Annotated in this window: 27 protein-coding genes; 7 read left to right on the top strand and 20 right to left on the bottom strand. The window is 33.1% G+C overall.

All coding sequences use genetic code 11. The features are described 5' to 3' along the window. Positions 1 to 157: 157 nt before the first annotated feature. From CLOST_RS04535 to CLOST_RS04500, 8 genes are all read right to left on the bottom strand, one after another. A complete protein-coding gene (locus CLOST_RS04535; RefSeq protein ID WP_013361080.1) occupies positions 158 to 949 on the bottom strand; it encodes a transglutaminase-like domain-containing protein in 792 nt (263 codons plus the stop codon). A gap of 21 nt (positions 950 to 970) precedes the next feature. Beyond that, positions 971 to 2,026, bottom strand: coding sequence for a type IV pilus twitching motility protein PilT (locus CLOST_RS04530; protein WP_013361079.1), 1,056 nt, complete (start codon positions 2,024 to 2,026; stop codon positions 971 to 973). Continuing rightward, positions 2,019 to 2,540 (bottom strand): hypothetical protein, encoded by a 522-nt coding sequence (locus CLOST_RS13505; RefSeq protein ID WP_013361078.1) that lies wholly within the window; start codon positions 2,538 to 2,540, stop codon positions 2,019 to 2,021. The genes CLOST_RS04530 and CLOST_RS13505 overlap by 8 nt, the downstream gene beginning before the upstream one ends. Continuing rightward, on the bottom strand, positions 2,533 to 3,030 hold the full coding sequence (locus CLOST_RS04520; protein ID WP_013361077.1) for a prepilin-type N-terminal cleavage/methylation domain-containing protein: 498 nt from the start codon (positions 3,028 to 3,030) through the stop codon (positions 2,533 to 2,535). Before CLOST_RS04520 ends, CLOST_RS13505 begins: the two co-directional genes overlap by 8 nt. 13 nt (positions 3,031 to 3,043) lie before the next feature. Beyond that, on the bottom strand, positions 3,044 to 3,547 hold the full coding sequence (locus CLOST_RS04515) for a DUF4860 domain-containing protein (RefSeq protein ID WP_162091638.1): 504 nt from the start codon (positions 3,545 to 3,547) through the stop codon (positions 3,044 to 3,046). An 8-nt stretch (positions 3,548 to 3,555) separates the two neighbouring features. Continuing rightward, on the bottom strand, positions 3,556 to 3,873 hold the full coding sequence (locus CLOST_RS04510; protein ID WP_013361075.1) for a hypothetical protein: 318 nt from the start codon (positions 3,871 to 3,873) through the stop codon (positions 3,556 to 3,558). 14 nt (positions 3,874 to 3,887) lie between these two features. Continuing rightward, positions 3,888 to 4,934, bottom strand: coding sequence for a type II secretion system F family protein (locus CLOST_RS04505; protein ID WP_013361074.1), 1,047 nt, complete (start codon positions 4,932 to 4,934; stop codon positions 3,888 to 3,890). Positions 4,935 to 5,058: 124 nt separating this feature from the next. After that, complete coding sequence (locus CLOST_RS04500) at positions 5,059 to 6,396, bottom strand: HD domain-containing protein (RefSeq protein WP_013361073.1); 1,338 nt, start codon at positions 6,394 to 6,396, stop codon at positions 5,059 to 5,061. 218 nt (positions 6,397 to 6,614) lie between these two features. Between CLOST_RS04500 and CLOST_RS04495 the strand changes: the two genes are divergently transcribed. Further along, the gene (locus tag CLOST_RS04495) at positions 6,615 to 7,208 is read left to right on the top strand and encodes a class I SAM-dependent methyltransferase (RefSeq protein ID WP_013361072.1); all 594 of its coding nucleotides are present in this window, start codon (positions 6,615 to 6,617) and stop codon (positions 7,206 to 7,208) included. Here the strand turns inward: CLOST_RS04495 and nagB are convergent. From nagB to CLOST_RS04475, 4 genes are read right to left on the bottom strand one after another with little or no spacing between them, the layout of a single operon-like run. Beyond that, positions 7,183 to 7,929 carry a glucosamine-6-phosphate deaminase gene (nagB, locus tag CLOST_RS04490; RefSeq protein WP_013361071.1) on the bottom strand — a complete coding sequence of 249 codons (747 nt, stop codon included), beginning with the start codon at positions 7,927 to 7,929 and terminating at the stop codon, positions 7,183 to 7,185. The two genes, CLOST_RS04495 and nagB, sit on opposite strands and share 26 nt — an antisense overlap. A 57-nt stretch (positions 7,930 to 7,986) precedes the next feature. After that, positions 7,987 to 10,104: a transglutaminase TgpA family protein gene (locus CLOST_RS04485; protein ID WP_157858284.1), complete on the bottom strand. Its 2,118-nt coding sequence runs from the start codon at positions 10,102 to 10,104 to the stop codon at positions 7,987 to 7,989. Between the two features lie 37 nt (positions 10,105 to 10,141). Continuing rightward, the gene (locus CLOST_RS04480) at positions 10,142 to 11,323 is read right to left on the bottom strand and encodes a DUF58 domain-containing protein (RefSeq protein ID WP_013361069.1); all 1,182 of its coding nucleotides are present in this window, start codon (positions 11,321 to 11,323) and stop codon (positions 10,142 to 10,144) included. Position 11,324: 1 nt separating this feature from the next. Next, complete coding sequence (locus CLOST_RS04475; protein WP_013361068.1) at positions 11,325 to 12,239, bottom strand: AAA family ATPase; 915 nt, start codon at positions 12,237 to 12,239, stop codon at positions 11,325 to 11,327. 174 nt (positions 12,240 to 12,413) lie between these two features. Between CLOST_RS04475 and CLOST_RS04470 the strand changes: the two genes are divergently transcribed. The 6 genes from CLOST_RS04470 to CLOST_RS04445 all read left to right on the top strand — a co-directional run bounded on the left by CLOST_RS04470 (position 12,414) and on the right by CLOST_RS04445 (position 18,325). Further along, positions 12,414 to 12,644 (top strand): glutaredoxin family protein, encoded by a 231-nt coding sequence (locus CLOST_RS04470; protein WP_013361067.1) that lies wholly within the window; start codon positions 12,414 to 12,416, stop codon positions 12,642 to 12,644. Positions 12,645 to 13,070: 426 nt separating this feature from the next. Continuing rightward, positions 13,071 to 13,331: a TM1266 family iron-only hydrogenase system putative regulator gene (locus CLOST_RS04465; RefSeq protein WP_013361066.1), complete on the top strand. Its 261-nt coding sequence runs from the start codon at positions 13,071 to 13,073 to the stop codon at positions 13,329 to 13,331. Continuing rightward, positions 13,331 to 14,377 carry a [FeFe] hydrogenase H-cluster radical SAM maturase HydE gene (gene hydE, locus CLOST_RS04460; RefSeq protein WP_013361065.1) on the top strand — a complete coding sequence of 349 codons (1,047 nt, stop codon included), beginning with the start codon at positions 13,331 to 13,333 and terminating at the stop codon, positions 14,375 to 14,377. The genes CLOST_RS04465 and hydE overlap by 1 nt, the downstream gene beginning before the upstream one ends. Then, the gene (gene hydG, locus CLOST_RS04455; RefSeq protein ID WP_013361064.1) at positions 14,377 to 15,750 is read left to right on the top strand and encodes a [FeFe] hydrogenase H-cluster radical SAM maturase HydG; all 1,374 of its coding nucleotides are present in this window, start codon (positions 14,377 to 14,379) and stop codon (positions 15,748 to 15,750) included. Before hydE ends, hydG begins: the two co-directional genes overlap by 1 nt. Positions 15,751 to 15,760: 10 nt before the next feature. Then, complete coding sequence (gene hydF, locus CLOST_RS04450) at positions 15,761 to 16,957, top strand: [FeFe] hydrogenase H-cluster maturation GTPase HydF (protein ID WP_013361063.1); 1,197 nt, start codon at positions 15,761 to 15,763, stop codon at positions 16,955 to 16,957. A 189-nt stretch (positions 16,958 to 17,146) separates the two neighbouring features. Then, a complete protein-coding gene (locus tag CLOST_RS04445; RefSeq protein ID WP_013361062.1) occupies positions 17,147 to 18,325 on the top strand; it encodes a hypothetical protein in 1,179 nt (392 codons plus the stop codon). 124 nt (positions 18,326 to 18,449) lie between these two features. Here CLOST_RS04445 and CLOST_RS04440 read toward each other — a convergent pair whose 3' ends face one another. From CLOST_RS04440 to CLOST_RS04405, 8 genes are all read right to left on the bottom strand, one after another. Continuing rightward, positions 18,450 to 18,956: an SEC-C metal-binding domain-containing protein gene (locus tag CLOST_RS04440; protein ID WP_013361061.1), complete on the bottom strand. Its 507-nt coding sequence runs from the start codon at positions 18,954 to 18,956 to the stop codon at positions 18,450 to 18,452. A 107-nt stretch (positions 18,957 to 19,063) separates the two neighbouring features. Beyond that, positions 19,064 to 19,591 carry an energy-coupled thiamine transporter ThiT gene (thiT, locus tag CLOST_RS04435; RefSeq protein WP_013361060.1) on the bottom strand — a complete coding sequence of 176 codons (528 nt, stop codon included), beginning with the start codon at positions 19,589 to 19,591 and terminating at the stop codon, positions 19,064 to 19,066. Between the two features lie 139 nt (positions 19,592 to 19,730). Next, positions 19,731 to 20,321, bottom strand: coding sequence for a molybdenum cofactor guanylyltransferase (gene mobA, locus CLOST_RS04430; protein WP_013361059.1), 591 nt, complete (start codon positions 20,319 to 20,321; stop codon positions 19,731 to 19,733). Positions 20,322 to 20,342: 21 nt separating this feature from the next. Further along, positions 20,343 to 20,882: an excisionase family DNA-binding protein gene (locus tag CLOST_RS04425; RefSeq protein ID WP_231853143.1), complete on the bottom strand. Its 540-nt coding sequence runs from the start codon at positions 20,880 to 20,882 to the stop codon at positions 20,343 to 20,345. A 172-nt stretch (positions 20,883 to 21,054) separates the two neighbouring features. Then, positions 21,055 to 22,425 carry a [FeFe] hydrogenase, group A gene (locus CLOST_RS04420; RefSeq protein WP_013361057.1) on the bottom strand — a complete coding sequence of 457 codons (1,371 nt, stop codon included), beginning with the start codon at positions 22,423 to 22,425 and terminating at the stop codon, positions 21,055 to 21,057. Between the two features lie 14 nt (positions 22,426 to 22,439). Next, positions 22,440 to 22,997, bottom strand: a complete 558-nt coding sequence (locus CLOST_RS04415; RefSeq protein ID WP_013361056.1) for a 4Fe-4S dicluster domain-containing protein — start codon at positions 22,995 to 22,997, stop codon at positions 22,440 to 22,442. A 22-nt stretch (positions 22,998 to 23,019) separates the two neighbouring features. Beyond that, positions 23,020 to 23,898, bottom strand: coding sequence for a formate dehydrogenase accessory sulfurtransferase FdhD (fdhD, locus tag CLOST_RS13500; protein ID WP_013361055.1), 879 nt, complete (start codon positions 23,896 to 23,898; stop codon positions 23,020 to 23,022). Further along, the gene (locus CLOST_RS04405; RefSeq protein ID WP_013361054.1) at positions 23,876 to 25,075 is read right to left on the bottom strand and encodes a molybdopterin molybdotransferase MoeA; all 1,200 of its coding nucleotides are present in this window, start codon (positions 25,073 to 25,075) and stop codon (positions 23,876 to 23,878) included. The genes fdhD and CLOST_RS04405 overlap by 23 nt, the downstream gene beginning before the upstream one ends. Between the last annotated feature and the right edge of the window lie 27 nt (positions 25,076 to 25,102).

Here is a 25,102-nt window from a genome sequence, read left to right as displayed (position 1 = left end):
AATAGAAATTAATTATCAGTTTCCCCTACTATATTACACCTTTTAAAATATTCAGTCAACAAAACAGCTATAGAGTTATCTTATTCATACAATAAAATAATTCTATAGCATCAGTATAATGTTTATTTACTTTAATTGGATGTTTATTTACTTTAGTTTAATATTCATTTACTTTAGTATAATCATTTGCACTCTTTATCATTTTTTGACTGATTTTTCCACCCCACATTGCAGCATCAAAGGTAGAGTCAACTACAACCCATTTTCCTCCAATTAAGACCTCGTTCCACGCATGATATCCATCTACTCCTTTAGCATAGCCTTTTACTAGCTTTGTAGGAAGACCTTGACTTCTTTGCATTCCTGCTAATAAAGAAGAATAATCATAGCAGATACCCTTTTTATCTCTATAGGTCTGCTCTATGTTTGGATTATAGTCAGTTGTAAGATAAGGTATTTTATCATAATCATAAGTTACATTTTTTATGATATATGAATAAAGTGTAGAAAGCTTTTTATCGTGTTCCTTTTGTTCTCCACTTAATTCCTTACCTTTTTTTATTGAGTTTAGATTGTTATCCCATTTTATATTTTGTATGGAATTCAAAAAAACAACATTAGGATTTTTTAACTTTACATCAATTGTCTTTGTATCTAAATAGCTGTATTTTGTTCCAGATGTATTTTCTAGAACGCTTACTTTATACTTTCCATCGCCCATCTGAAGAGGAAATTTCTCTACAGCTCCATCTGGCTTTAAATTATAGGTGTATTTAGTTGAATCTTTTTGAATCATAACCTTTATTTTCTTACCAGAATTACTGCTATAGCTTACGCCTACTACTCCGTTTCCAGAATTAGCATCATCAATCTTAACCTCCGCATAAGCTTCATTAAAAGCGCCAGTAATAAACATCACTAAAATTATGAACAATATCTTTTTAATCATCTAAATCACCTTCTCTAATTATCACTTAAAATATTTCGTTATCCCCTCAGGATTTACAGCATAGGCTAAAGCTGTTTCCTTAGTTATTTTTCCTTCATTATATAGATTTGCTATGCTCATGTCCATACTCATCATACCAAAAGCTCTTCCAGTTTGTATTGCTGCATCTATTTGAGGTATTTTAGCCTCTCTTATTAGATTTCTAATATTAGGGTTTGCTATCATCACCTCAAATGCAGGTATCCTACTATCGTCTATCGATGGAAGAAGCTGTTGAGTCACAACAGCCGTAAGAACCGTTGAAAGCTGAACTCTTATTTGCTGCTGCTGCGATGGTTCAAACACATCGATTATTCTGTCTATGGTTTTTGCTGCACTAGTTGTATGTAGCGTAGATAATACAAGATGTCCTGTTTCAGCTGCTGTAAGAGCTATTGATACAGTTTCATAATCTCTCATTTCTCCTATTAAAATTACATCTGGTGCTTGTCTTAATGCAGATTTTAATGCCATGGAATAGCTTTTGGTATCTATTCCTATTTCTCTTTGATCCACTATGCTCTTGTCATGCTTATGAAGATACTCAATAGGATCTTCTAGCGTAAGAATATGGCATGATCTTTTTTTATTGATTAAGCTTATTATTGCCGATAGTGTTGTAGATTTTCCAGAGCCAGTAGGCCCAGTAACTAAAATCAAGCCTTTTTTCTTACTGTGAAAATCAAGAATTTCTGTTGGAATATTAAGCTGTCCAAGGTCTAGTGATTCAAACCTCAGTACCCTTATAGCCGCTGCCATAGAGCCTCTTTGGATGTATGCAGCTACTCTAAACCTTCCAATTCCAGCTAAAGATGTAGAAAAATCTTTTTCCCCAGCTTTTACAAAATCAAGAAAGTCTTCCTCTGTTTTAAATAGTTCGCTTATCATCTTTTTTGCCGTTTCTGGATTTAATTTTTCATCATCAACCTTTATTAATTGTCCATTTATCTTAAGTGTAGGTGGTACTCCAACACTTATAAATATATCTGAGGCCATTTTGTCAACTGCTTCTTTTAGTAGAGATTGTAGCTCAATCATTTTCTATGTTTACCTCCAGATCTTTAAATTCTATTGCGTCCTCATACTCAACCTCTCTTGGTATCAGCTTCCAGGTATTTATCTCAATTAAATCCTCTTCTATAGCTATATCATTGTCTAGTGCTAGATTCTCAAGAGTAAGCAAAGCTAGAAATCTATCTCCTGATGAGTTTACAAAATTCCCTTTTACAATAATTTTATCTGCATCATAGGTCAACGTCACCTCTGAGCTATCTAATTCCTGAAGAGCTCTATTTAAGCTAGTCCAATAATCTTGACTTGTGGTATTTGATGCTACAATGCTTTGATGCACTATATTTTTTATATCGTAAAGCATAATTTCAGCCTTTGATTCAAGCTCGTAATAATCCTGAGTCCACTGAGCAGTTTTTCTAGCCATTTTAAGTCCAGAATATGATGACATCATAGCTAAAACTCCAAATACTACCATAGTTACTACTAATAGTATAACAAGTATCGATGAACTGCCAGTTCTAGTTTTAAATTTAATCACTTGTATCGCCTCCTATATCTAGTAGTAGTCCTTTAGAGGCATTTAATGCATAAATTTCTTTATTTTGGCTAGATTTCAAGAAATATGGCTTTTCCCTTTGTATATCAACTGATATGTTGTATAAACCCATATTACTAAGCTCTGATGAATCTACTAAATCCAAAGTGATATTCATAATATAGGAAGAGTCCACAAAATCACTATCTACTGGTTGGAAATCATCACCTAGTTTTACTGTATATATTAATTCATCGGAAAGCTTCCTTGCATTTTTTAGTATTATATCATCACTATCTGGACCAATTTTTTCTCCTGCTGATAGGGATTCCATAACTGATTTGCTTACAATGACTGCATTGTCTAAATCATAGGTGACTTCGTTTAAGTTTTTTGCTGTTATAAATATCTGAAGGAGGTATACACTTAGAAAAGAGACTATTCCTATAGATATTATTATTTCAATCAAAGTAAATCCATTTCTCTTATTCAAAATAGCCTCCCCCCTATCCTTCATTTGATTTCAAGTTTATTTTTAAATATCTCTTTGAAAATGTATCGGAAGCTTTATTTCCTGAAATTGTAATTTCCATAATATCATCATTAATGCTCGGTACAAACTCTTCGATAGAGGCTATATCAAAGCTCATATCGTCAGTAAATTCCTGATTTTGTTTTATATAAGCTTCTTTAAGCATTTTATCGCTTAAATATATCCAGGTTTCATAATTTTCATTATCTACCCTTTGAACTATTACAATAGATGCTTCTCCATTTATAGGATTATTCTTAATATAGATAGAGGACTGCTCATCAGATTGTTTTATTTTATTATCTATATATGAAGCAGCAATTCTTAGATTTGATAAATTCTCTTTTTCATCTATGACATTTTTATAGGTATCACTAGAGGATACTACTAGGGTGAACACCGCTAACCCCATAAGCAGGATTAATATCATAACGAGAATCACTTCTACCTTGCTTACTCCTTTATTATTTTTTTTCATAAGTTCCACTATTCCTTCCATTTTTTAAATACCAATATAGTTGGCATAATGTTTGATGCTTCTACTTCATAATGGTAGATATATGCATCCTCATTGGTAATTATAGAATAGTTTTCTTTAAGGTAGTCTATACTTGGAGGATAATGTCCTTCTAGCGCATAGCATTGAACTGCGGCATTTTCTATAGATTTTCTAACGCTCTCTATATTATCGCTATCTGAAGTAGCTAAAAATGAGCTTAATCCTTGGAAGTTAAAAAACATATATGCTAGAATTATTGTTAAAAAAAGTATAGGTATGATTTTTGATTTAACTGCATTAATCATAACTCCCCCTCCTTTTATCCGATAGCGGCTATGATATTAATTAGAGGAAGCATAACTGTAAACAACATTACTCCAATAATAAGAGATAATATGGTCACCAGCGCAGGTTCTATCATCGTGGTTATCTTCGACAATGACTTTTCAACTTCTTTATCATAAATTACAGATATTTTGCTTAAACTACTTTCAAGCTCTCCAGTCATGTGACCTATTTTGAGCATTTTCATAAATAGTACAGGGAAAATCCCTAGATTATCTAGCTCCTTTACTGGGTCTGAGCCATTTATAATGTTTAGTCTCGCAGCTTCTAGCAGTGATTCTACATAAGCATTTCCCACTGATTTTTTTGACATATCTAAAGCTTCATCAAATGAAGAGCCTGCTTTTAACATCATAGTCATCGCATTTGCTAGTCTTGCAGATATAATTTTTTTATAGGTGGCATTAATCCATGGCAATTTAAATAAAATCTTATCCCCTGATTCAATATTTTTTTGTGATTTAAAATAATATAGAAGTAAGGCTATTGCAATGATTAAAACCCCAATAATTGCTAAAGCATAGGTCTTCAAAATATTAGCTAAATCAATCATTATTTTGGTGCTTACTGGAATGTCTCCCCCTAAAGATAGAAGTATCTCATGAAACATAGGAAGTACCTTTAGCACTAGAAAAAGTATTACTCCTGCCATCAATACAAGCAGTATAAGAGGATAAGTCACTGCACTTTTTATCTTGTTATTGAGTCTATCTGTCTGCTCATAATAATCGGACAGTCTCTCAAGCTCATCTTGCAGATTTCCAGTTTGCTCTGCTATCTTAACCATGCTTGCCAAATAGACTGGAAAGAATTTGTATTTTTCTATAACACTATGAAGACTATAGCCTTGGGCTAACTGCTGTTGCATATCCTGAGCTACTTCTTTTAGCCTAGGATCCATCATATCCTTTGCAAAAATTTCCATTCCATCTAAAATCGGAATACCAGACTTAAATATTAGAGATAGTTGATAACAGAATAAAGATAAATCACTAGCACTTAACATTTTTTCCTTTTGCATAACCCACCCACCTTATCTAATAGAGAAAAACCAGCTTCTCCTTATATAAAAATACCTAGCTTATTTCACAATAATAAGAACTAAAATCATTGTCATAATATTTGTAAACATACTTATTTTATTTTTACCACGTACCAAGCTTTTCAATCAAATCAACTTCAAGTCCAAACCTCAGATTAAAAATTTCAGGACTTATATATACTCTTTTGGTGCATTCGCTTTTATTTGATATACTGCTTTCGTTGATAATGATAGAAACCTCAGATAAATCCAGAAGCTTATTATCTTTTCTTTTTATCCAAATATTCTCCTTAGTATTTACATATAGCTTTAAATCTCTATCGTCTTCTATATAAAAATACTCTTTGGAATAATCTTCAATTGGAGGCTTATTATTTTCAAGTAAAAGCTCATTAATCTTTTCTTTAAATTTAGTTATTTGCATATGGCTCTCTTGAGAAAAAGTGTACTTTTTGAACTTCTTTCTCTCAATAAATGATTTGCACAGCCTAGATAGGATTTCATCCTTGTTCTCCTGCCATAGGGATACGTGATATAGCAAGGTCGTATCATCCAGCTTTAAGTAATCCTCAACTAAGAGCTTTTCATTTCTGAATAGTTTTTCTATGATACTAGCTATTTCTATATCATTGTCAGAAGTATAAAGCTGCTTAGCTCTTTCAAATATTTTTTGCAATATCCCTTCCATTTGACGCTTTACTGAATGCTGATACACTTCTTTGTGCATGTAGTATCTCGCTAATATATATTCTTCTAAGGTTGCTATAAATTTTTGATGTATAAAAATTATAAGTTCGCCCTTAGAATTTTTTTCAACTCCAAAAGCTCTTATAAGTCTTTTAAAATCGTAGTTTCCAGTGGTTACACTTGTAAAGTAAGCGTCTCTTAATAAATAATCCATCCTGTCTGCATCTACTTGAGAGCTAACAAGAGTGGAGATAATAAAAAATATCCCATTTTCATCTTGATGCTTATATGCTTTGGATATAATTTCTGTAAGCCTTATCAAAAAATCTTCTCCAAACTCCTTCAGTATAACACTATTTATTTCAGTTTCAGTGTTTTTTAATATGCTAACTGCCCAGTCCTCATGAGATTTCATCATAAAGATTTTTTCAAAGGTGTGAGAAAATGGCCCATGTCCTATATCGTGAAGCAAGGCAGCGCATAAAGCCAAATCCTTATCCTCATTTTTTACTTCGTAGCCCATTTCTAAGAGCAGTGCGCTAAAATGTTCAATCAGCTTTCCCATTACATAATAGGTTCCTAGGCTGTGAGCCATTCTTGTATGCGTAGCTGTTGGAAATACCATATATTCGCAGCTGAGCTGTTTTATTCTGTTAAGTCTTTGAAATTCCTTAGTGTCAATTATCTTCATAAATCTTTGGTCAAAAACAATATCTGAATGAATGACATCCCTGATAATTTTTGTAGCTTTCATAGACCTAGTCCTTTCTATATTAGAAAAATTAAATATAAATCTTAAAAAAATTGGTGTAAAAAAGGAAAAAATAGGTATATAGCTTAAAAGAATTAATAATGTTATTTACAAACTACTAAGAATAGATTTCACAATAATATTACCATTTTTTTCATGTATTATAATCATTAAACTGTAAATTTAATTGATTTTATATTGGCGTCGAAAGGATGATTCCCATGGATACCAACAAAAATAATAATATTTCAAAGGAAGCTAAAGCTTATCTGCCACCAGCTGAGGATGTAATTTTAAAATTTATGAACAAAAGAGCTTACAAAGGCACTTTTATTGATTTTGGTTGCAATGACGGTTACTTTACTTTTACCTCAGAAAAGTTCTTCACCAATGTGATAGGAGTTGATTTAAGTATCGACACTATCAACGAACTACTTAGAGCAAGGCCAGAATCCTCTGATGCAAAATTTATTAGATCTCATAACTACACAACTGCACTGCCTGATGGCTCTGCTGATGTTATTTTCATGTTTCATATACTAAAAAAAATACCAAACGTAAAACAATTTGTTAAAGAAATAAAAAGATTATTAAAAGAAGACGGTGAATTATGGATACTTGAAATAGAAAAAACAGAAGCTGACCTAGGCTTAAAAGCTTCTGATGACTATTTTATACCAAAAGAAGAGCTCATAACCAGATTAAAGGATGATGAACTCCACTTCATAGAATATATAGATATAAATGAAAGCTATTACGGAGTAAAATTTACAAAAAACGAGGATTTATTTATGCGTTTTTATCGTGAAGCTTAAGTCCTTTACCCGCTTCTTTATCTAGGATTACAGTTATATCGTTATGAAATTGCAAAATAGAGGCAGGAACCTTTGGACTTACTTTTCCATAAATCATTCTCTCTACAATTTCTGACTTGCTAGTTCCACTTGCTAGCAGTAAAATTTTCTTGCTCTTCATAATTGTTCCTATGCCTACACTGATAGCCTTTGTAGGCATAGATTCTCTATCATCAAAATATTTTGCATTTGAGTTTAAAGTAGCTTTGCTTAAATCTACAAGATGAGTTTCCTTTTCGAAGTAGTCACTAGGCTCGTTAAATCCAATATGACCATTTATACCTATTCCAAGTAACTGAAGGTCTATTCCTCCTACAGCTTCTATAGCTTTTTCATAACGTAAAGCCTCCTCGAAAGGATTCTCAGCTTCCCCATTTGGAATATGAGTATTGCTTATTTTTATGTCAACATGCTTAAATAAATTCTCCTCCATAAATACATGATAGCTACTTTTATGGCTGTTTTTTAAAGGATAGTATTCATCTAGGTTAAAGGTTAAAACCTCTGAAAAGGATATTTCTTTTTCCTTGTAGAGCTTTATTAGCTCCTCATAAAGACCTACTGGGGTAGACCCAGTAGCTAGACCTATTTTTATTTTAGGGTTTAGAATTATTTGGGAAGAAATTATCTTTGCTGCAAGCTTACTCATTTTTTCATAATTTTCCACTTGAATTACTCTCATGCTATTCCCTCCTCATCACAATAAATCTCCTAGAGTTTACTAGCAGTTGAAGCTCTTTTAATTGTCAGTATTCTTGTGTTTGATATATACCCTAAATATACTTTCATAAGCCTCATCCATGATGTCAAGCTGTGACTGCTTTATAATCTTTCCTGAGTAAAAAGCTTCATTAACTATCTCTCCAAGATTATGCTCGCTAAAACTGAATTTATTATTCAAGATATTTATAATTTCTTTTGGAGTACCCTTAATCTCGGCTTCATCCATTAATTTTGCAATACGAATTATTTCAAAATATCTCTTTTTAAACCCCTCCATACCCTTTTCCTTCTTAATCCTAAAACGTCTATATTCTTCAAAAAGCCTTTTTCGAAAAATCATACTTACTAATAAAGCTCCTCCTATTAAAAGCACAATTAGCTTTGAGCTTATTTTTACTGGCTCATTTGAAGCTATCACCTCTGAATCATCATACTCAAACCCAGCATCTTCTTGGTTCTTCCTGGACTCAGTTTCATCATCCTGACCTAAAGGAGCAGATTCATTATCATATTCATCTGTATTTTCGGATTCATTAAGCCTATTTCTTTGATCTATTTCTTCTTGAGTAAGACTACCTGTAGGTTCAAATGGCAGCCATCCAGTTCCAGGAATATAAGCCTCTACCCAGGCATGAGCTCTATCTTCTCTGACTATATAAAGTCCAGCTTCATCCAATTCCTCATCCATTCGAAAGCCCTCTACGTATCTAGTAGCAATTCCTATACTCCTGGCCATAACTGCCATAGCTGACGAAAAATAAGTACAGTATCCTTTTTTCTCCTCAAAAAGAAAATAATCCACAAAATCACTATCTGTTGGAAGCTCAGATGTGGTTAATGTGTAAGGATAGTTGTTTTTTAAATAATCCTCTAGTGCTAATAGCTTTTTATATACACCCTCGTGCTCACTTGTTATCTTCTCTGCTAAAGCTACTGTCCTGTCTGTTACTGAGCTAGGTAGGCTTTGATATGGCTTAAGCATATCTAGTTCTTCATCTGAATACTCTCTTTCACCTAAATAATCAACAGAAAAATAACCAACTTCATAGGGCTTTGTTTGATTTTTTTGACCATTATTTCTCATTATTTCCAAATCCATAGTATATATCAGTTCAGTATCCTCTATATTAGCGACTTCATAAGTAAAATATGGATTAAAAATTGTTCTAGTTTTTAAATTTTCAGGATAAATTTCTATTTTTTCAGGAATATAGCCTAAGGATTCAGGCTCTAGTTTGAGTTTATTATCCTGCATTTTATAATATAAGGGCTCTTTTAATTCCCATGAATATCCTGTGTATACATGCTTTACACTTCCTCTTAAGTACAAAGGCTCCTTGGCTTTGACTTTGAGTGCAATCCCATCCGAGAGCTCAACGCTTCCACCTAATTTCTTTGTATTGGGCTGATAAGGCAAATCTGAGAATCTAAAAGAGCTTCCACCTATAGCATCCTCAACAGTTTCTCTCATAGACTCTAAAATCGGAAATCTCGATGTCATTTCCTGTGCAAAATCATCTAAATAAACTACAGGCAGTTTTAATGGAATGATGAGCGCAAGAATACTTAGAGCAATCCCTATAATAGGTCCATAAAAATTAAGCCTCACTTCATTTACTTTATCATCAGGCTCAAAGCTAGCTTTATCTACAAAAAAAGCAAGGCTTCCCATTGTATAAATAATGGAATATAAATAGGCCCCTGGCACATAAAAATGCCAAGATAAAATAAAAAATGCATACATTAAAACAGTCACAAAGCCTAGTCTTTTTTTAATTAGAAGCATGACAAAAATGCAAACTATAGCTATCAGTATGAATTCAGAAAAGCTTTCATATCTTTCGATAGTTATATAAGTTCCTCTAGCAAACATGTCTGAAATCCAAATAAAATATCCATTTATCTCTTTTTCTGTAATTAAGCTAATAAAAAGAAATAAAACTGAATAAAATCCTATTTCTAGCTGAGCTAGTGTAAGCTTTGGAAGAATCGAGTACATAATAGATCTAAGTCTATTAGATTTATATATAAGAACACAAATAAAATTAAAACATGCTACAAGAAACATGCTTGTCGATAGTCCTTGCTGTATTCCTACAGCTGAAAGAACCATGCTGTAAATAGCCAAACTCATAAAATACAGTGCAAAGACTTTATATGTTTGGGAGGTTTTAATTTTCATAGTCATCAACCTTTTTATATTTTGGCCTTATAGTAACTGGCATGATATTGTCTTTTCTAAGATTTCTTTTAAGCTCCTCTTGGGCATCTGAAGTTTCAAAAACAATAGGCATGATATCAAATCCTCTTTTTTTAAGGGTAGTGATAATTCTGCATTTATTTAAATCTAAGGATGGTGTTAAAAGCACTATGCTGCTGTTAAAAGATAGACTTATAGCTTCATCTAGTAGAAATTTTTCTAGTGGAAGGCTTCCTTCAGGCTCGAAGCCAGCCAATCGTTTTAGTAATGGCATAAAGCTACCCATGTCTCTAGCATTGAAATACGGGTGCTTGTTTGTTGAGTCTATATATAAAACCTCTATCTTATTCATAAGGGCATAATGGCTAATTGATGCTACTGTATCTACTAAGGTATCTTCAATTATCGAATACTCGTCATTGTCATATGAATGAGTATAAGCATCTGCAAGAAGTATTAGCTTGGGTTTTGAAGAGGAATCATATTCATTTACATAAGGCTCTCCCATTTTTGCAGTAAGTCTCTGATTTATTTTTTTCAAAGGGTCTCCCTGTGTATATTTTCTAATTCGCTTTATACTCGTATAGTCTTCACTAATAAGAGAGGCTATGGTTTGCTCTCCGAAATAGTCTGAAGGTGGAATATCAAATTCTTTTAGCTCTATTAGATTCGGATATACAGTCAAAATATCCTTTTGCTCAAAGAACTTCTCAACATAAAAAAGTCCTAGTGCATCCTTGGCTATTACCTTTACTTTCCCTATCTTGTAAAAGCCTCTGCGCTTTGGATGCAAATCTCTTTTTATTTCATAATAGTCGTTGGCTGGTATATATATTTTTTCGCAAAACTCTGACTGTCTTAGCTTTTCATCACTTGTATTTGAAAAAGTTATATTGTTCGCTGGAATAAAGCTACCTAAATTAGCTAGCTTATATCTTATCCTCACTCTTTGTCCTGCAAAAATCTCTGTGCTTTCTATTTCAAATCTATATGCGAGCTTATTAACGTAATAAATAAGTGTAAGTAAAGAAAATAAAAGCGCTAATACCCACACCTTAAATACAAAGTTTGGAATATCTCCCCCTACTACTATAGTAAGTGCGATAATCACTCCTCCTATGAAATAGAATTTATATGATGCTATATTAACCATCCTATACCTCCAAAGGCACTGCTGTAGAATCCATAATCTCCTTTAAGATTAGCTTTTCGCTTTTACCTTGATACTTTGCCTGAGGAGATATAAATATTCGATGCGAAACTATATCAATAAATAGCTCCTTTACATCTTCCGGAATCACATAGGCTCTTCCTCTTAGATAAGCAAGAGCTTTACTGGCATTATATAAAGCAATTGTTGCTCTTGGACTAGCTCCTAAGTCAACTAGCTCATGCCTTCTCGTTGCTCTAGTTAGCCTTACAATATATCGTTTAATAGATTCTGAAACAAAAATAGCTTCAGCTTTTTTTCTAGATTCCATTATAGACTGTACATCTACAATAACTGGCAAGGTTTTTGCACTGATATTTAGCTCAAGTAGCTTCAGTTCCTCTTGTTCATCAGGATATCCCATGGATAGCTTCATAAAAAATCTATCTAGCTGTGACTCTGGCAGTGGAAATGTCCCTTCATGCTCTATTGGATTTTGAGTTGCTATAACCATAAATGGATCCTCTAGCTTATAGGTTTTGTTATCCACTGTTATCTGTTGCTCTTGCATTACCTCAAGTAAGCTAGATTGAGTTTTTGGGGAGGTTCTATTTATTTCATCTGCAAGAACCAGCTGTGAATGAAGTGGCCCTTTTTGAAAATGAAACTGAGCATCCTTAGGATTAAAAACTGAAATCCCTAACAAATCTGCCGGAAGTAAATCTGGCGTAAACTGAATTCTGCTAAAGCTAAGGTCCATAGACTGAGCAAGTGCTCTCACAAGGGTAGTTTTTCCAACTCCTGGAACATCCTCAAGTAGTACATGTCCCTTGCATAAAAGCGCTATTATTATTTTTTCAATGATTTCATTTTTACCTATCACTACCTGTTCGACATTTTTTATAAGCTGAGCTATCATGACATATCTCCCATCTATTTAAAATCACATAATTTTCATATTTTTCTAACTTTATATTTTAATTATATTATATAGCATTTTGTATACTAAGTTTATTTTTTTATGTTTTTCTTTAAATAATTCGGGTATATTTGATATTGTATCGACTTAACATCGAAGGGAGGGTTTACAAAAATGAAAAATGTGACAATTTATACTAGTTCATCTTGTTCTTACTGTCATGCAGCTAAAGATTATTTCAATGAAAATAATATACCTTACACTGAAAAAAATGTAAGTGAAGATCCAGAAGCTAGAAAAACTTTAATCCAAAAGAAAATCATGGGTGTTCCAGCGATTTTTATAGAAGATGAAGTAGTTGTAGGTTTTGACAAAGAAAGAATAAATGAATTATTAGAAATCTAACAAAAAAGTGACTGTAGCTAAATCTGCAGTCACTTTTTTATATTTAGAATTTAGAACCTCTAATATTTTATAGCTTTCAGTTCCTCTTCTTATGATTATTAATTCCTCTCATATTTTAAATTTTAAGACAGATTTTCATCAACTTGATTGTAAATATTTAGAGTTAATAATTTAACAATTTTATTGACTTTTTAGCGCTCTGCTGATACTCTGTATTTAGAATAATTCATTAAAAATTTATCAATAAATTATTCTTCGCTTTTTCTAAGAGGTGAGCCTTTTATTAAGAGTGCTTTTGAAATGAAAATCCTGATAGAAAAGAGAATTCTAATCTTCAAGGATCGGGCAAATAGGCTTATTCAACCTATGGATCCTTCCATAGGTTTTTTTGTTTGCAGATTCAATAACTAGTGAAGGAGGTATATTATGTCTCAAAAAATAGCTGTGATAGGAGCAGTTTTAGAATCACCTGATATCAGTCAAGAAAGATTCAACCATGTCCTATCTGAGTTTAAAGGCATAGTAAAAGGCAGAATGGGCATTCCCTTTCCTGAAGACAATATATCAGTTATTTCTATAACTGTTGTAGGTAGTCTAGACGAGATAAACAGTCTTACTGGAAAACTTGGCAATATTCCTTCTGTTGTAGTCAAAACATCCATATCAAAGAAGGAAATAACCGCTTGATGCGTGATTTAATCAATGAGCTCTATCAGGAGCAAACCCTTTCAAAAGCCAATCTTATAAACCTACTTCTTCATATAAATGATGAAGAAAGGGAGTATCTTTATGAAAAAGCCTATAGCGTGCGCTACGAGCATTACAAAAACAGCGTGTATGTGAGAGGCTTAATAGAATTTTCCAACTACTGCAAAAACGATTGTACCTATTGCGGAATCTCTATACATAATAAGGAATTAACCCGTTATCATATGACCCCAGAGGAAGTAATAAAAACTGCAGAAATCGGATATAGCTTAGGCTTTAGAACATTTGTAATGCAAGGTGGAGAAGATACTTCATTTACAGATGATAAATTTGCAGCTATTATTTCCAGCATTAAAACTCAGTTTCCTGAGGCGGCTGTAACCCTCTCTATCGGTGAGCGTTCAAAAGAGAGCTATCAAAAGCTGTACGATGCAGGAGCAGATCGTTTCCTAATCAGACATGAAACTATTAATAAAAATCTATATGAAAAGCTCCATCCAAAAATGTCTTATGAAAATAGAATTAAATCGCTTTTTGATTTAAAAGACATAGGATTTCAGGTAGGTACAGGATTCATGGTAGGTGTCCCTGGTCAAGAAATCGAGGATATAGCAGATGACCTCTTATTTATAAAGGAGCTTAATCCTCACATGATAGGTATAGGGCCATTTATCCCTCACAAGAACACGCCTCTTAGAGATGAATCTGCTGGAAGCGCTGAACTTACCTATACATTAATTGCCATACTTAGGCTTATGCTTCCTACTTCGCTTATACCATCTACAACTTCACTTGCAACTTTGAAGTCAGAAAATAGATACAAGGGATTTAGAGTTGGTGCAAATGTAGTAATGCCAAATCTTACCCCTTATGATTATAAAAAGAGCTACCAGCTCTACGATGGAAAGAAAATAACTGATACCGAAAGCTACGAGGCACTTGAGCAATTAAAAAAGGAATGCTTAGATGCAGGATTTTATATTGATATGGCGCGCGGTGATTATAAAAATTGGAGGAGAAAATAATGATAAATGAACAGCTGATATACGAAACTCTAGAAAAAAATAAAAATGTACCTAAAGAAGCTTTGCTAAACATTATAGATAAAGGTGCTAAGCTTCAAGGCCTTACTTATGATGAGATAGCGGCTATACTTCAAAATGACGACGAAGAAGTAACAAAGGCTCTTTTTAAAGCTGCTGGAGAAATCAAAAATAAAATTTATGGCAATAGAGTTGTAATGTTTGCTCCTTTATATATTTCTAATTACTGCGTAAATTCATGTAAATACTGCGGATATCAAGCCTGTAATCAGTTTGACAGAAAGAAACTGTCACAAGAAGAAATTATACAGGAAGTAAAGATATTAGAGCAAATGGGTCATAAAAGAATAGCACTCGAGGCAGGAGAAGACCCTAATAACTGTCCTTTAGATTACGTACTCGAGGCTATTGACACAATCTACTCTGTAAAAACAAATGATGGAAATATCAGACGTATAAATGTAAATGTCGCAGCTACAACAGTTGAAAATTACAAAAAACTTAAAGATAGAGATATCGGAACTTATATCTTATTCCAAGAAACTTATCACCGTCCTACCTATGAGGTAATGCACACAGATTGCTTAAAAGGCAACTACGAATACCATCTTACTGCTTTTGACAGAGCTATGGAAGCTGGAATAGATGATGTAGGCGCAGGAGTTTTATTTGGGCTATATGATTATAAATTCGAAGTACTTGGCCTTATGATGCACAATGCACATCTAGAGCAAAAATATGGAGTTGGTTTTCATACTATATCTGTTCCTAGACTTAAAAAAGCAGAAGGTATGGATTTAGATATGTTCCCTCATATCCTTGATGACGAAACCTTTAAGCGCCTTATAGCTGTAATTAGACTTGCTGTGCCATTTACAGGAATGATACTGAGCACAAGAGAATCTGTAGAGCTTAGAAGAGAAGCTATCCACTACGGTATTTCTCAAGTAAGCGCTGGATCATCAACTGGTGTAGGTGGATACAAGGAAAGAGAAGACGGAAGATCTGTAGAGCAGTTTGATGTTTCTGACCACCGTTCTCCACTAGAGGTTGTAAAATCACTTTTAGCTCAAGGCTTCGTACCTAGCTACTGTACAGCATGCTATAGATCAGGTCGTACTGGGGATAGATTTATGCAGCTTGCAAAATCAGGAAACATCCACAATGTATGCAGCCCAAATGCTCTTATGACTCTTATGGAATACGTAGAGGATTTTGGAGATAGCGAGCTTAAATCTTCTGCTAAAGAGCTAATCTACAAAGAAGCAGAAAAGCTAGAAAATGAAAAAGTAAAAGCTCTATTAATAAAAAATCTTGGATTAATAGAAACTGGCGAAAGAGATTTATTCCTATAGGAGGCTAAAAATGAATACTACACCTTCTGGAAACAGAACCCATATAGGGATATTTGGAAAAAGAAATGCAGGAAAATCTTCGTTATTAAATGCAATAACTGAGCAAAAGGTATCATTAGTTTCAGATATTGGTGGTACCACTACTGACCCTGTAAAAAAAGCTATGGAGCTTCTTCCTTATGGTCCAGTATTATTTATAGATACTGCTGGTCTAGATGATGTAGGAGTGCTAGGAGAGCTTAGAAAAAATAGAGCTAAGGAAATGTTCACTCAGATAGACTTTGCTCTCATTGTCCACGATATAAATGATATAGATAAAGAGTTTGAGTCAGAGCTTTTGCGAGAATTTAAAAGATTTTCTGTTTCATATATGATAGTTATTAACAAGCTAGATTCAGCTGATGAAGAAACTAAACAGCAAATACAAGAAACTTATCCAGAAGCTTTCTTCTTATCTACTTCTAAAAGAGAAGACGTACTTGATTTTAAAAAAGCTCTGATCGATAAGCTTTCAAAAAAAATGGAAGAGGAAACCATAATTGGGGACCTACTGCCTTATGGTAGTCACGTTGTCTTGGTTGTTCCTATAGATTCAGAAGCTCCAAAAGGAAGAATAATCTTGCCTCAGGTTCAGCTGATAAGAGATGCACTAGACCATGGTATAATCTGCCATGTAGTCAGAGATACCGAGCTATCTGATACCCTAGAAAGACTAGATAAGGTTGATTTAGTAGTTACAGATTCACAGGCCTTTCAAGAGGTATCTAAAATAGTACCTGAAGAAATACCTTTAACTAGCTTTTCTATATTATTTGCAAGACAAAAAGGCGATTTAAAAACCTTCTATGATGGGATAAAGGTAATAGAAAGCCTTCCTCCTGATGCTAGGATATTGATGGCTGAAATATGCACACACAATACCTCTCATGAAGATATAGGAAGATATAAAATTCCTGCTCTGTTAAAAAGAAATCTTGGGGAATCACTTAGATTTGAATTTTTCCAAGGTAATGAATATCCACAGGATGTATCCAATTACGATTTGGTAGTTCATTGTGGTGGCTGTATGATGACCAAAAAACAGATGAATAACAGACTAAACCTTTTAAATCAAGTAGCTGTTCCTGTAACAAATTACGGAGTACTGCTTGCTTGGGGAGCTAGGATTCTGGAACGGTCTATGAAGCCATTTAAAGAAGAACTATAAAAACATATAAGTTGTAATCATTATATTTTTTTTAGAAAATCTTAACCTTGTTTTAGATAAAATACATCTAAAATAAGGTTTTTTGTTTTGTATAATAATTATCAATAATTTATATATATTTTCTATTAACTAGACGATACATATTAATAAATGTCTCTTTTTATTTTAAATTCTAAGGAGGATATCATAATGAATCCATTGAATAATACGAATTCTACTGTTCCAAAATATAATTATCTATATGACAATTACAATATTTTTGCAAATAAAAAAACAGATACTATCCTAAGGCCACAAACTGATGAATACTCAAGAGGTATGCCATATAACTGCAACTATGCATTATATCAAGGGAAAAAAATAATTTATGCTCAGCTAGATACTTTAAACAATACTATAGAAAGCCGCAGTAAACTATATGAACAAATTAGACAAGCGTATAACGAACCAGAAAGAACAGATGCTCAAATTGAGGCTGATTTAGATATATTTTTGCAAAAGTCACAAAAAACTGGGTTTGACCTCTATATGTCTATTGCAGATACTTTTAACGATAAAATAATGAAGATTATGGAAGAGTATTCCAAAGGAAAAACAACCGACATAGATGCTATTAACGACTTAAAGAAAACTTTTAAAGATTTACGTTTTTACCAAACTTTGCTTGAAGATGAATTAATTACTTACCCTGCTGGGCAAAGCAAACTTCTAAAAGATTTCTATTCATCTATGCAAATAAGTAATGTTAGATTTTCTTACAATGCAAACTATACTGAAGGATCTGAAATCAACAAAAATTATGGTAATCCTGAGGATTTTCGTTTCACTTACTACAATTCTAAATATTATCATCAAAGTGAACATATGCATAAACTCCTCAAATCTACAGTACATGATTTAGTGAAAGAATGGAATTGTGAGTCTATAACTGAATCTGATTTTGATGAAATAGAAAGTAGCACAGGTGGTTGTTATCACGATTATCAGAAACATTGGAGTAGTAATACTACTATGAATATGAGAACTGGAAAGTTAATTGACACTTCAATTGCTCCACCTAAAGACTTTATTTTTTTCTTCAAAATGAAAAAATATTCTAATGAAACTCAAAAAAATTTACCACTTCACGAAGCTACTAAAGGAATTTTAATCTTTGAAGGCAAAGATTTTCGAATTGAACGTGATGTAGATTTCAACTTCACACGTTCACTGGGACCTCTAAAAACTTATTATCGAGGACACGAGCTTATAGATATTAACAATTCTAGGTTGGCTTCAAAATATAATTTATTTTTATCAAATCTACTTATTTTTGCAGATTTTAGAGCCCCTTACTTTATGACAAATAACGATATCCCATCTGAATAAGAACCAAACCAGTGATTATTATATAGTCAATCAGTCTTGAAAACTTTACTTGTATACAAAATAAAAAGTCCTCTATGTCTTTTAATAAGCTCATAGAGGATTTTTTCATTGTGTATTTTAGTTATTAATTTTCATCTTTTCCGCAGCATTTTTTGTATTTTTTTCCGCTGCCACAAGTACAAGGATCATTTCTTCCTATTCTATCGCCTTTTACTATAGTCTTGCTCTTTTTGTATTCTTTTTCTATTTCTTCTCTTTTTTCCTTAGTAAGAAGCTCTTCCCACTGTGGTAATGTGTATAGCCAGTCAGCCTTTGCATCATGCATATTGAAATACAATTTTTCCATATCCACATCTAGAGTTATTTCACTATCTTCTTCTAGATTTTCAACGTCATACTCAGATACTAAGCTAGTGTTTATTCCATCCATAAAACCAACAAAGGTTTTAGTATCGATTTCGAATCTTTCTGCTAAATCCTTTAACTTACCTGAAACCTTTTCATCTTTATTAGAAAGCAGATACTCATATATTTTTTGTTCTTTTGGTAGATATTCCTGCCAAAAGCTTTCGTATTCAGCCTCAGACTTTGGTTCGTAAGCCTCTTTTTTCCATGCTTCATAAAGAGCCATTTTGATATTCATCCTTTCATATACCATATATTCTAAGAAATAATCAGCAATTCTAAATTGCTCATTTTTATATTATATAGCATAAAAAGCCATAATAAAACCCTTAATTAGCTAACAGGTGAAGCCTTTTTAAGTGGTGCATATAAAATTCCTACTATAAATAGAGATATTGCCATTTCTGGTAATAAATAGCCTGCATTGTATACTATAGAATACCAAACTGGATTCATAGTTTCAGGAGCATATGCTCCAAACACCACTACCCCTGATATAACATGGCACACAAATCTTAAAAATACACCAAATCCACTTCCAACTAAGCTACCTGCTCTAGTGTTGTTAAAAAGACCAGCAAAGCCTAAAACTGAAAATGCTATAAAATAATCAAATAATAAAGATACTATATGATAGCTATATTTTGGACCTAGTATAAACTGAAGAGCTCCATAAGCAAGCCCTGTTAATAAACCATTTTTAAATCCCCATCTAAGCGAAAATATTATTATGGGTACCATACTTCCTGCAGTAACTGAACCTCCATAAGGGGCTTCAAATATCTTTACATAGCTTAAGATTTGGGCAAGAGCAATCATTATTCCTGCCTCTACCATCATTCTGGTCGACATTTTTTCCATTTTTTCCTCCCATTAATTTTAATTTTTTATACTTTAATTAAGCAAAGATTTTTAATTAACATAAAAACCTTTTTATACTTACACTAAAAAATTTATTTTTTCTATCATAGTAATTATACAATATTTATATCAGTTTTAATCATTTATAGCTTAAATATTTTTCTACATCCTGGGTAGTATTGAGATTCGTAAATATTTCTTCGCTAAATCCAAGCTTCTTCCACTCAGATTCTGAAATTACTTTTGTTCTTGAGCACTCAAATATAGCCCTAATCGAGCGTCTATTTTGATTTATAAGTTCATCAATTCTTGGAATCAAGCTTTTGGAGTAAAATCCAGGAAAAGGCTCAAAATATCCTTTTTTTTCTGATAAGATAATTTCATTATCATCCATATATTTCATCATAAAGCTTATATATTTTGTGTCTATAACTGGCATATCACAAGGTATTACAAAAAGTTTATCGCTTTGAGCCATTTCAAGAGCCGAAATCATTCCTCCTAGTGGTCCAACACCCTTTACTTTATCAACGGCTATTTTATCATGATTGAATACTGATTTTTTTTCTAAGCTATCTACTGATATTATTATGTCATCAAATAAACTATCTAGCTTTTTTATGGTGCTCTCAATTAATTTTTTGTTCTGCAATACCATGGTGCTCTTGTCAAATCCCATGCGACTAGATCTTCCCCCAGCAAGTACAACTGCACTACCAAAATCTCTCATAGAAACTCTCCCTTTGTAAATCTATTTAAAGGCTTTAACTGATAAAGCTTTAAATATAGTAAAAAGTTCATCCCCAATATTTATGTTCATCTCTTTATATGATGTTTTTGTTATTACAGCTTTTATAGGTGCTCCTATATCAAGTGTAATTCTCATGTTCATATCGTCCTCTTTTATATCTATAACTTTTCCTTTGTGAATATTTCTTGCACTGCAAATGACATCTTGCTTGCTTAATATTATATCATCTGGATCCACTGATATTTTTACATCTCCAGATAAAGTTGTGTTTACTCTAATTAAAACCTGCCCAATATCAACAAAAATTTCATCATCCTTATGAATAACTGTCCCCGAAAAAATATTTTGGGAACCTTTTAGCTGAGATAAATATGCTTTTAGCTGAGAATCTGATATCCTTATATGCCGTCCTACTTGATGAGCAGTGAGTTCTCCTCTTTTTATCATCTCATAAATAGTGTATTTAGATATTTTTAATATCTGCCCTGCTTCTTCTGGAGAATATAAATTGTCTATATTCATATAGTCACCACTTTTCATTTATAATTACTAGTTTATTTACTTCTATACTACCATTATACTTAACTAATGCTTAATTTTCATCGTTTGTTTTTAAAATCAAAATAAATTCTCCTTATAAATGTTTATAAATAAAAGCACTAGAATACTCTTATTCGATGAGAGCTATTCTAGTGCTTTACTTTAGTTATTTCTACTTATCTTTTCTTGAATAATATTTTGTATGAAGTAGTTCATGTGATTTATGGCCAAGAGGATTTTTTAGAAAATCTTTGTATAGCTTTTTAATTGCTGGATTTTCATGAGATTTTCTAAGCTTGCTTTCACTATCGTGCTGATAGGTTCCACTTATTCTATTTTCATATGCCATAGGTTTATGCTTAGGAAGCAGTACTTTTGGCTGTCCTCCACCACTTATACATCCCTCTGGACATGTCATAACTTCTACAAAGTGATAATCAGCTTTTCCATTTTTCATAGCTTCTATTATAGGCTCTACGTTTTTTAGGCCTGCAACTACAGCTACTTTTAGTTCTAAATCTCCTACCTTGATTATAGATTCGCTGAAGTTTTTATTTCCTCTTACAGCTACAACATCTACGTTATCAATTGGTTGATTTGTGATTAGCTCATAGCCTGTTCTAATTGCCGCTTCCATAACGCCACCAGTAACACCAAAGATATTTCCTGCTCCAGTATAATTACCAAGAGGCTGATCAAAATTTTCTTCTTGAAGATTTACGAAATCAATATCCATTTCTTTTATCAAATAAGCAAGCTCTCTAGTTGTAAGTACAACATCTACATCTCTTTCTCCACTGCTATTCATTTCTGTTCTTTCACTTTCAAAGCTTTTACATGTGCATGGCATTATTGATACACTAGCTATATCCTTTGCTGATTTGTTATCTAGCTTTGCACCGTAAGTTTTAAATATAGCTCCAGCCATTTGCTGAGGAGATTTACAAGTTGATAGATGGTCTAAATACTCTGGATGTGATTGCTCCATGTATTTTACCCATGCTGGACAGCATGAAGTAAACATAGGTAGCTTTTCATTTTTTGTAACTCTTTCAATTAGCTCTGTTCCTTCTTCCATGATAGTTAAATCAGCTGAGAAGTTTGTATCATACACCCTATCAAATCCTAATTTTCTAAGTGCTGCAGCCATTTTTCCAGGAGTTAGGCTTCCTAAATCCATTCCAAAATCTTCTGCAATTGCAACTCTTACAGCTGGTGCACACTGAACTACTGAAAACTGATTCTTATCATTTAATATATCTACTACTTTATGTATGTTGTTATCATAATAAGCTGCAAACAAAGGCTCTTTTATACCTTTTAGCATCTTTCTATCTGATAGCTTTTTCTCAATTGGTTCTATTTCCTCGTCAAAAACAGAGGCAAATGAGCTACACATCTGTACACATTGACCACATAAAACACATTTATTTTCATCTATTGACTGAGGCTTTCCAGCATCACCGCTTATTGCATCCACTGGACAAACATCCGAGCACATCTTACATCCTGTACATAGTTCTTGATCTATTAAAACAGCCATGATTTTCCCCCCTGTTATAAGTTTTTCATAGTTTCTAAAATGCTTAATGCCGCTTTTAGATTCTTAGTCTTTTTATCAAGTGCAGGCTCCACGAGACTAAGAGCATCCTTTGGACAGGCCTCTATACATGCATATCCATCCATTTTGCTACACAAATCACATTTATAAGCTATTTTCTTAGGCTCTTCAAGACCATATTGCTGTACTTCTTGAGCTTCTTTGTACTCTGGAAGTAGCTCTAATGCTCCAAAAGGACAAGCTAAGATACAAGTTTTGCAGCCTATACATAGCTTTTCATCGACTACAATAGCATTATCAACTTTCTTGATAGCATTGACTGGGCAGCTATTTGCACATGGAGCATCTTCGCAATGTCTACACTGCACAGGCATAGCAAAGTCCTCGTCCTTTACTAAGAATAATCTTGGTATCACTGGAGTTTTTACTGTACCTACAGTGTACCTTGTTTCATTCTTTGAATTGTGAACTGTAAAACAAGCCAATTCACATGTTCTGCAGCCTACACATTTCGTAGGATCAGCAATTACAAAACTGCTAATTTCATTTCTCATATCCTTCTCCCCTTTATTTTTATTATCTATTTAAGAAAATCGCTGTGTCCTTTAGAACTTTATATCTTCGGTTTTTAGTATCAATCTTTGCTTCACTAAAAACCATTTCAATTGCATCTTCGTTGATAATCTTACTATAAGCCCCTTGATTATATATATTAAGCCTTGAGTTACGTACAAAGCCTACTAAAGTTATTTGGTGTGCTTTGCAAAGCTCAAATGCCATACTTGTAGGTGCTGACTTTGTAAAAATCGTCTTAATTCCTGCGTTTATGCATTTCAGAGCCATATCTTGAGAAAGCCTTCCACTTGTTATAATAGCTATGTCTTTTGGATTGATTTTCATTATTGAAATATGACCTATTAATTTATCGAGGGCATTATGCCTTCCTACGTCCTCAAAAGCTTTAATATAACTATTTGTATCTAAAAATCCAATACAATGTGCTCCCCCAGTTTTTGAAAAAAGCTTTGAGTAAGATAAATTTTTTTGCATAGACTCAAAAATTAAATTGGGATTGAAAAATCTTACATTATCATCCTCTAAATCATCAATTTTTTTTCTAACATTCTCGCTTAGCTCTACTATAGCTTCACTCTTGTCTTCGCTTATGCTGAGGTTTTTTATATCATCGAAATTGGATATAATATCAAAGCTCACTAAATATCCAACAACTAGTTCCTTTATATATGTGGGGCTGCAATAAAATGCATTCGTAGCTACAAGCTTATCATTTTGATAGATTTTTAATTCTATTTTCTGCTCTATTATCAGATAATCCTCGCATATGCTAAAGCTTCCACTATTTAGCTTGATAATTCCACTTACTTTTATGCAATCCTCGCTTGAACTTAAGTCCATAGGATTATTAGTTTTTCTATTTAAAAATAAATCTGCCATTGTGAATATCCCCTTTATTTACATCCTCGATATTCTCTGGAATTATAAGCACTGCATCTGATTTTGATACAGTCATAAGGTGGTTTGAGCATTGAGAGCTAGTATTGTAAGCTATATATTCGTCACCGACCTTTTCAACATTTACGAAGATATATTTAGTTCTTCCTTTTCTTAGCTTAAACCCATCCCCTATTTTCATTGGTATAGTTTCTACATGCTCCATAGTCATATTTCCCATGGATTGTCTTAGGCTTGGTTTTACAAATTGTTCAAAAGCCGTGATTACAGACATTGGATTTCCTGGAAGACTGAAAAACAATTTATTTTTGTACTTAGCAAAGGTTATTGGCTTTCCAGGCTTAATAGCAACCTTTGTAAATTTTATTTCAGCGCCAATTTCTTCTAACACCTCTAGCACGAAATCAAAGTCTCCAACAGAAGCTCCTCCTGTGCTAACTACAAAATCACAAGTCTCAAAGGCTTTCAAAACAGTAGCTTTCAGCACCTCTTTATCATCTGGAATTATGTCAAACGCTACTGGAACTGCTTTTATTTGGTTTATCATTGCCTCAAGTGTATAAGTATTGCAGTTTCGTATCTTTCCTTTTGATATTTCTTGATCTATATCCACTAATTCATCGCCTGTAACTAGGCATGCTACTGTGGGAGGTTTATATATTGAAACTCTAGGATATCCTAAAGATGCCAATAGCCCAATATCTGCTGGAGTAATTTGCTTCCCTGTTTCTAAAACTAAATCTCCCGAAACAAGTTCTTCTCCTTTAAAAATAATATTACTTCCTTTTTTTACTGGTGATTCAATTATTATCGTGTCTTTCTCAGCCTTTACTTTCTCAATTTCTATAACCGTATCTGCACTAGCTGGAACTGGCGCTCCTGTCATAATTTTTACAGCTTCACCTGAATTTAACTCTTTTTCATAATAGTCACCAGCTTTTACTAGAGCTACTACTTTAAGAGTTTTAGCATCATTAGCTTTATCCATATTATAGGCATATCCATCCATTGCTGATTTGTTAAATGGAGGCAATGTGTCCTTTGAAAAGATGTCTTGTGCTAAAATATAACCGCTGGCTTCTAAAATGCCTACCTCTTGTGTGGGCTGTAGCTTAGTTTCCTCTAAAATTATTTCAAGCGCATTTTGAATGCTTATCATAATTGTCACCTCGCACTTTTTTATATA

Origin of the sequence: Acetoanaerobium sticklandii (assembly GCF_000196455.1) — a bacterium.
Taxonomy (GTDB): domain Bacteria; phylum Bacillota; class Clostridia; order Peptostreptococcales; family Filifactoraceae; genus Acetoanaerobium; species Acetoanaerobium sticklandii.
This window is presented reverse-complemented; position numbering and strand designations above follow the sequence as displayed.

Excerpts from the sequence above, each read along its gene's own strand:
- CLOST_RS04535 (WP_013361080.1), bottom strand. The coding sequence starts at position 949 with ATGATTAAAAAGATATTGTTCATAATTTTAGTGATGTTTATTACTGGC.
- CLOST_RS04530 (WP_013361079.1), bottom strand. The coding sequence starts at position 2,026 with ATGATTGAGCTACAATCTCTACTAAAAGAAGCAGTTGACAAAATGGCC.
- CLOST_RS04515 (WP_162091638.1), bottom strand. The coding sequence starts at position 3,547 with ATGAAAAAAAATAATAAAGGAGTAAGCAAGGTAGAAGTGATTCTCGTT.
- CLOST_RS04510 (WP_013361075.1), bottom strand. The coding sequence starts at position 3,873 with ATGATTAATGCAGTTAAATCAAAAATCATACCTATACTTTTTTTAACA.
- CLOST_RS04505 (WP_013361074.1), bottom strand. The coding sequence starts at position 4,934 with ATGCAAAAGGAAAAAATGTTAAGTGCTAGTGATTTATCTTTATTCTGT.
- CLOST_RS04500 (WP_013361073.1), bottom strand. The coding sequence starts at position 6,396 with ATGAAAGCTACAAAAATTATCAGGGATGTCATTCATTCAGATATTGTT.
- CLOST_RS04495 (WP_013361072.1), top strand. The coding sequence starts at position 6,615 with ATGGATACCAACAAAAATAATAATATTTCAAAGGAAGCTAAAGCTTAT.
- nagB (WP_013361071.1), bottom strand. The coding sequence starts at position 7,929 with ATGAGAGTAATTCAAGTGGAAAATTATGAAAAAATGAGTAAGCTTGCA.
- CLOST_RS04485 (WP_157858284.1), bottom strand. The coding sequence starts at position 10,104 with ATGAGTTTGGCTATTTACAGCATGGTTCTTTCAGCTGTAGGAATACAG.
- CLOST_RS04480 (WP_013361069.1), bottom strand. The coding sequence starts at position 11,323 with ATGGTTAATATAGCATCATATAAATTCTATTTCATAGGAGGAGTGATT.
- CLOST_RS04475 (WP_013361068.1), bottom strand. The coding sequence starts at position 12,239 with ATGATAGCTCAGCTTATAAAAAATGTCGAACAGGTAGTGATAGGTAAA.
- CLOST_RS04470 (WP_013361067.1), top strand. The coding sequence starts at position 12,414 with ATGAAAAATGTGACAATTTATACTAGTTCATCTTGTTCTTACTGTCAT.
- CLOST_RS04465 (WP_013361066.1), top strand. The coding sequence starts at position 13,071 with ATGTCTCAAAAAATAGCTGTGATAGGAGCAGTTTTAGAATCACCTGAT.
- hydE (WP_013361065.1), top strand. The coding sequence starts at position 13,331 with ATGCGTGATTTAATCAATGAGCTCTATCAGGAGCAAACCCTTTCAAAA.
- hydG (WP_013361064.1), top strand. The coding sequence starts at position 14,377 with ATGATAAATGAACAGCTGATATACGAAACTCTAGAAAAAAATAAAAAT.
- hydF (WP_013361063.1), top strand. The coding sequence starts at position 15,761 with ATGAATACTACACCTTCTGGAAACAGAACCCATATAGGGATATTTGGA.
- CLOST_RS04445 (WP_013361062.1), top strand. The coding sequence starts at position 17,147 with ATGAATCCATTGAATAATACGAATTCTACTGTTCCAAAATATAATTAT.
- CLOST_RS04440 (WP_013361061.1), bottom strand. The coding sequence starts at position 18,956 with ATGGCTCTTTATGAAGCATGGAAAAAAGAGGCTTACGAACCAAAGTCT.
- thiT (WP_013361060.1), bottom strand. The coding sequence starts at position 19,591 with ATGGAAAAAATGTCGACCAGAATGATGGTAGAGGCAGGAATAATGATT.
- mobA (WP_013361059.1), bottom strand. The coding sequence starts at position 20,321 with ATGAGAGATTTTGGTAGTGCAGTTGTACTTGCTGGGGGAAGATCTAGT.
- CLOST_RS04425 (WP_231853143.1), bottom strand. The coding sequence starts at position 20,882 with ATGAAAAGTGGTGACTATATGAATATAGACAATTTATATTCTCCAGAA.
- CLOST_RS04420 (WP_013361057.1), bottom strand. The coding sequence starts at position 22,425 with ATGGCTGTTTTAATAGATCAAGAACTATGTACAGGATGTAAGATGTGC.
- CLOST_RS04415 (WP_013361056.1), bottom strand. The coding sequence starts at position 22,997 with ATGAGAAATGAAATTAGCAGTTTTGTAATTGCTGATCCTACGAAATGT.
- fdhD (WP_013361055.1), bottom strand. The coding sequence starts at position 23,898 with ATGGCAGATTTATTTTTAAATAGAAAAACTAATAATCCTATGGACTTA.
- CLOST_RS04405 (WP_013361054.1), bottom strand. The coding sequence starts at position 25,075 with ATGATAAGCATTCAAAATGCGCTTGAAATAATTTTAGAGGAAACTAAG.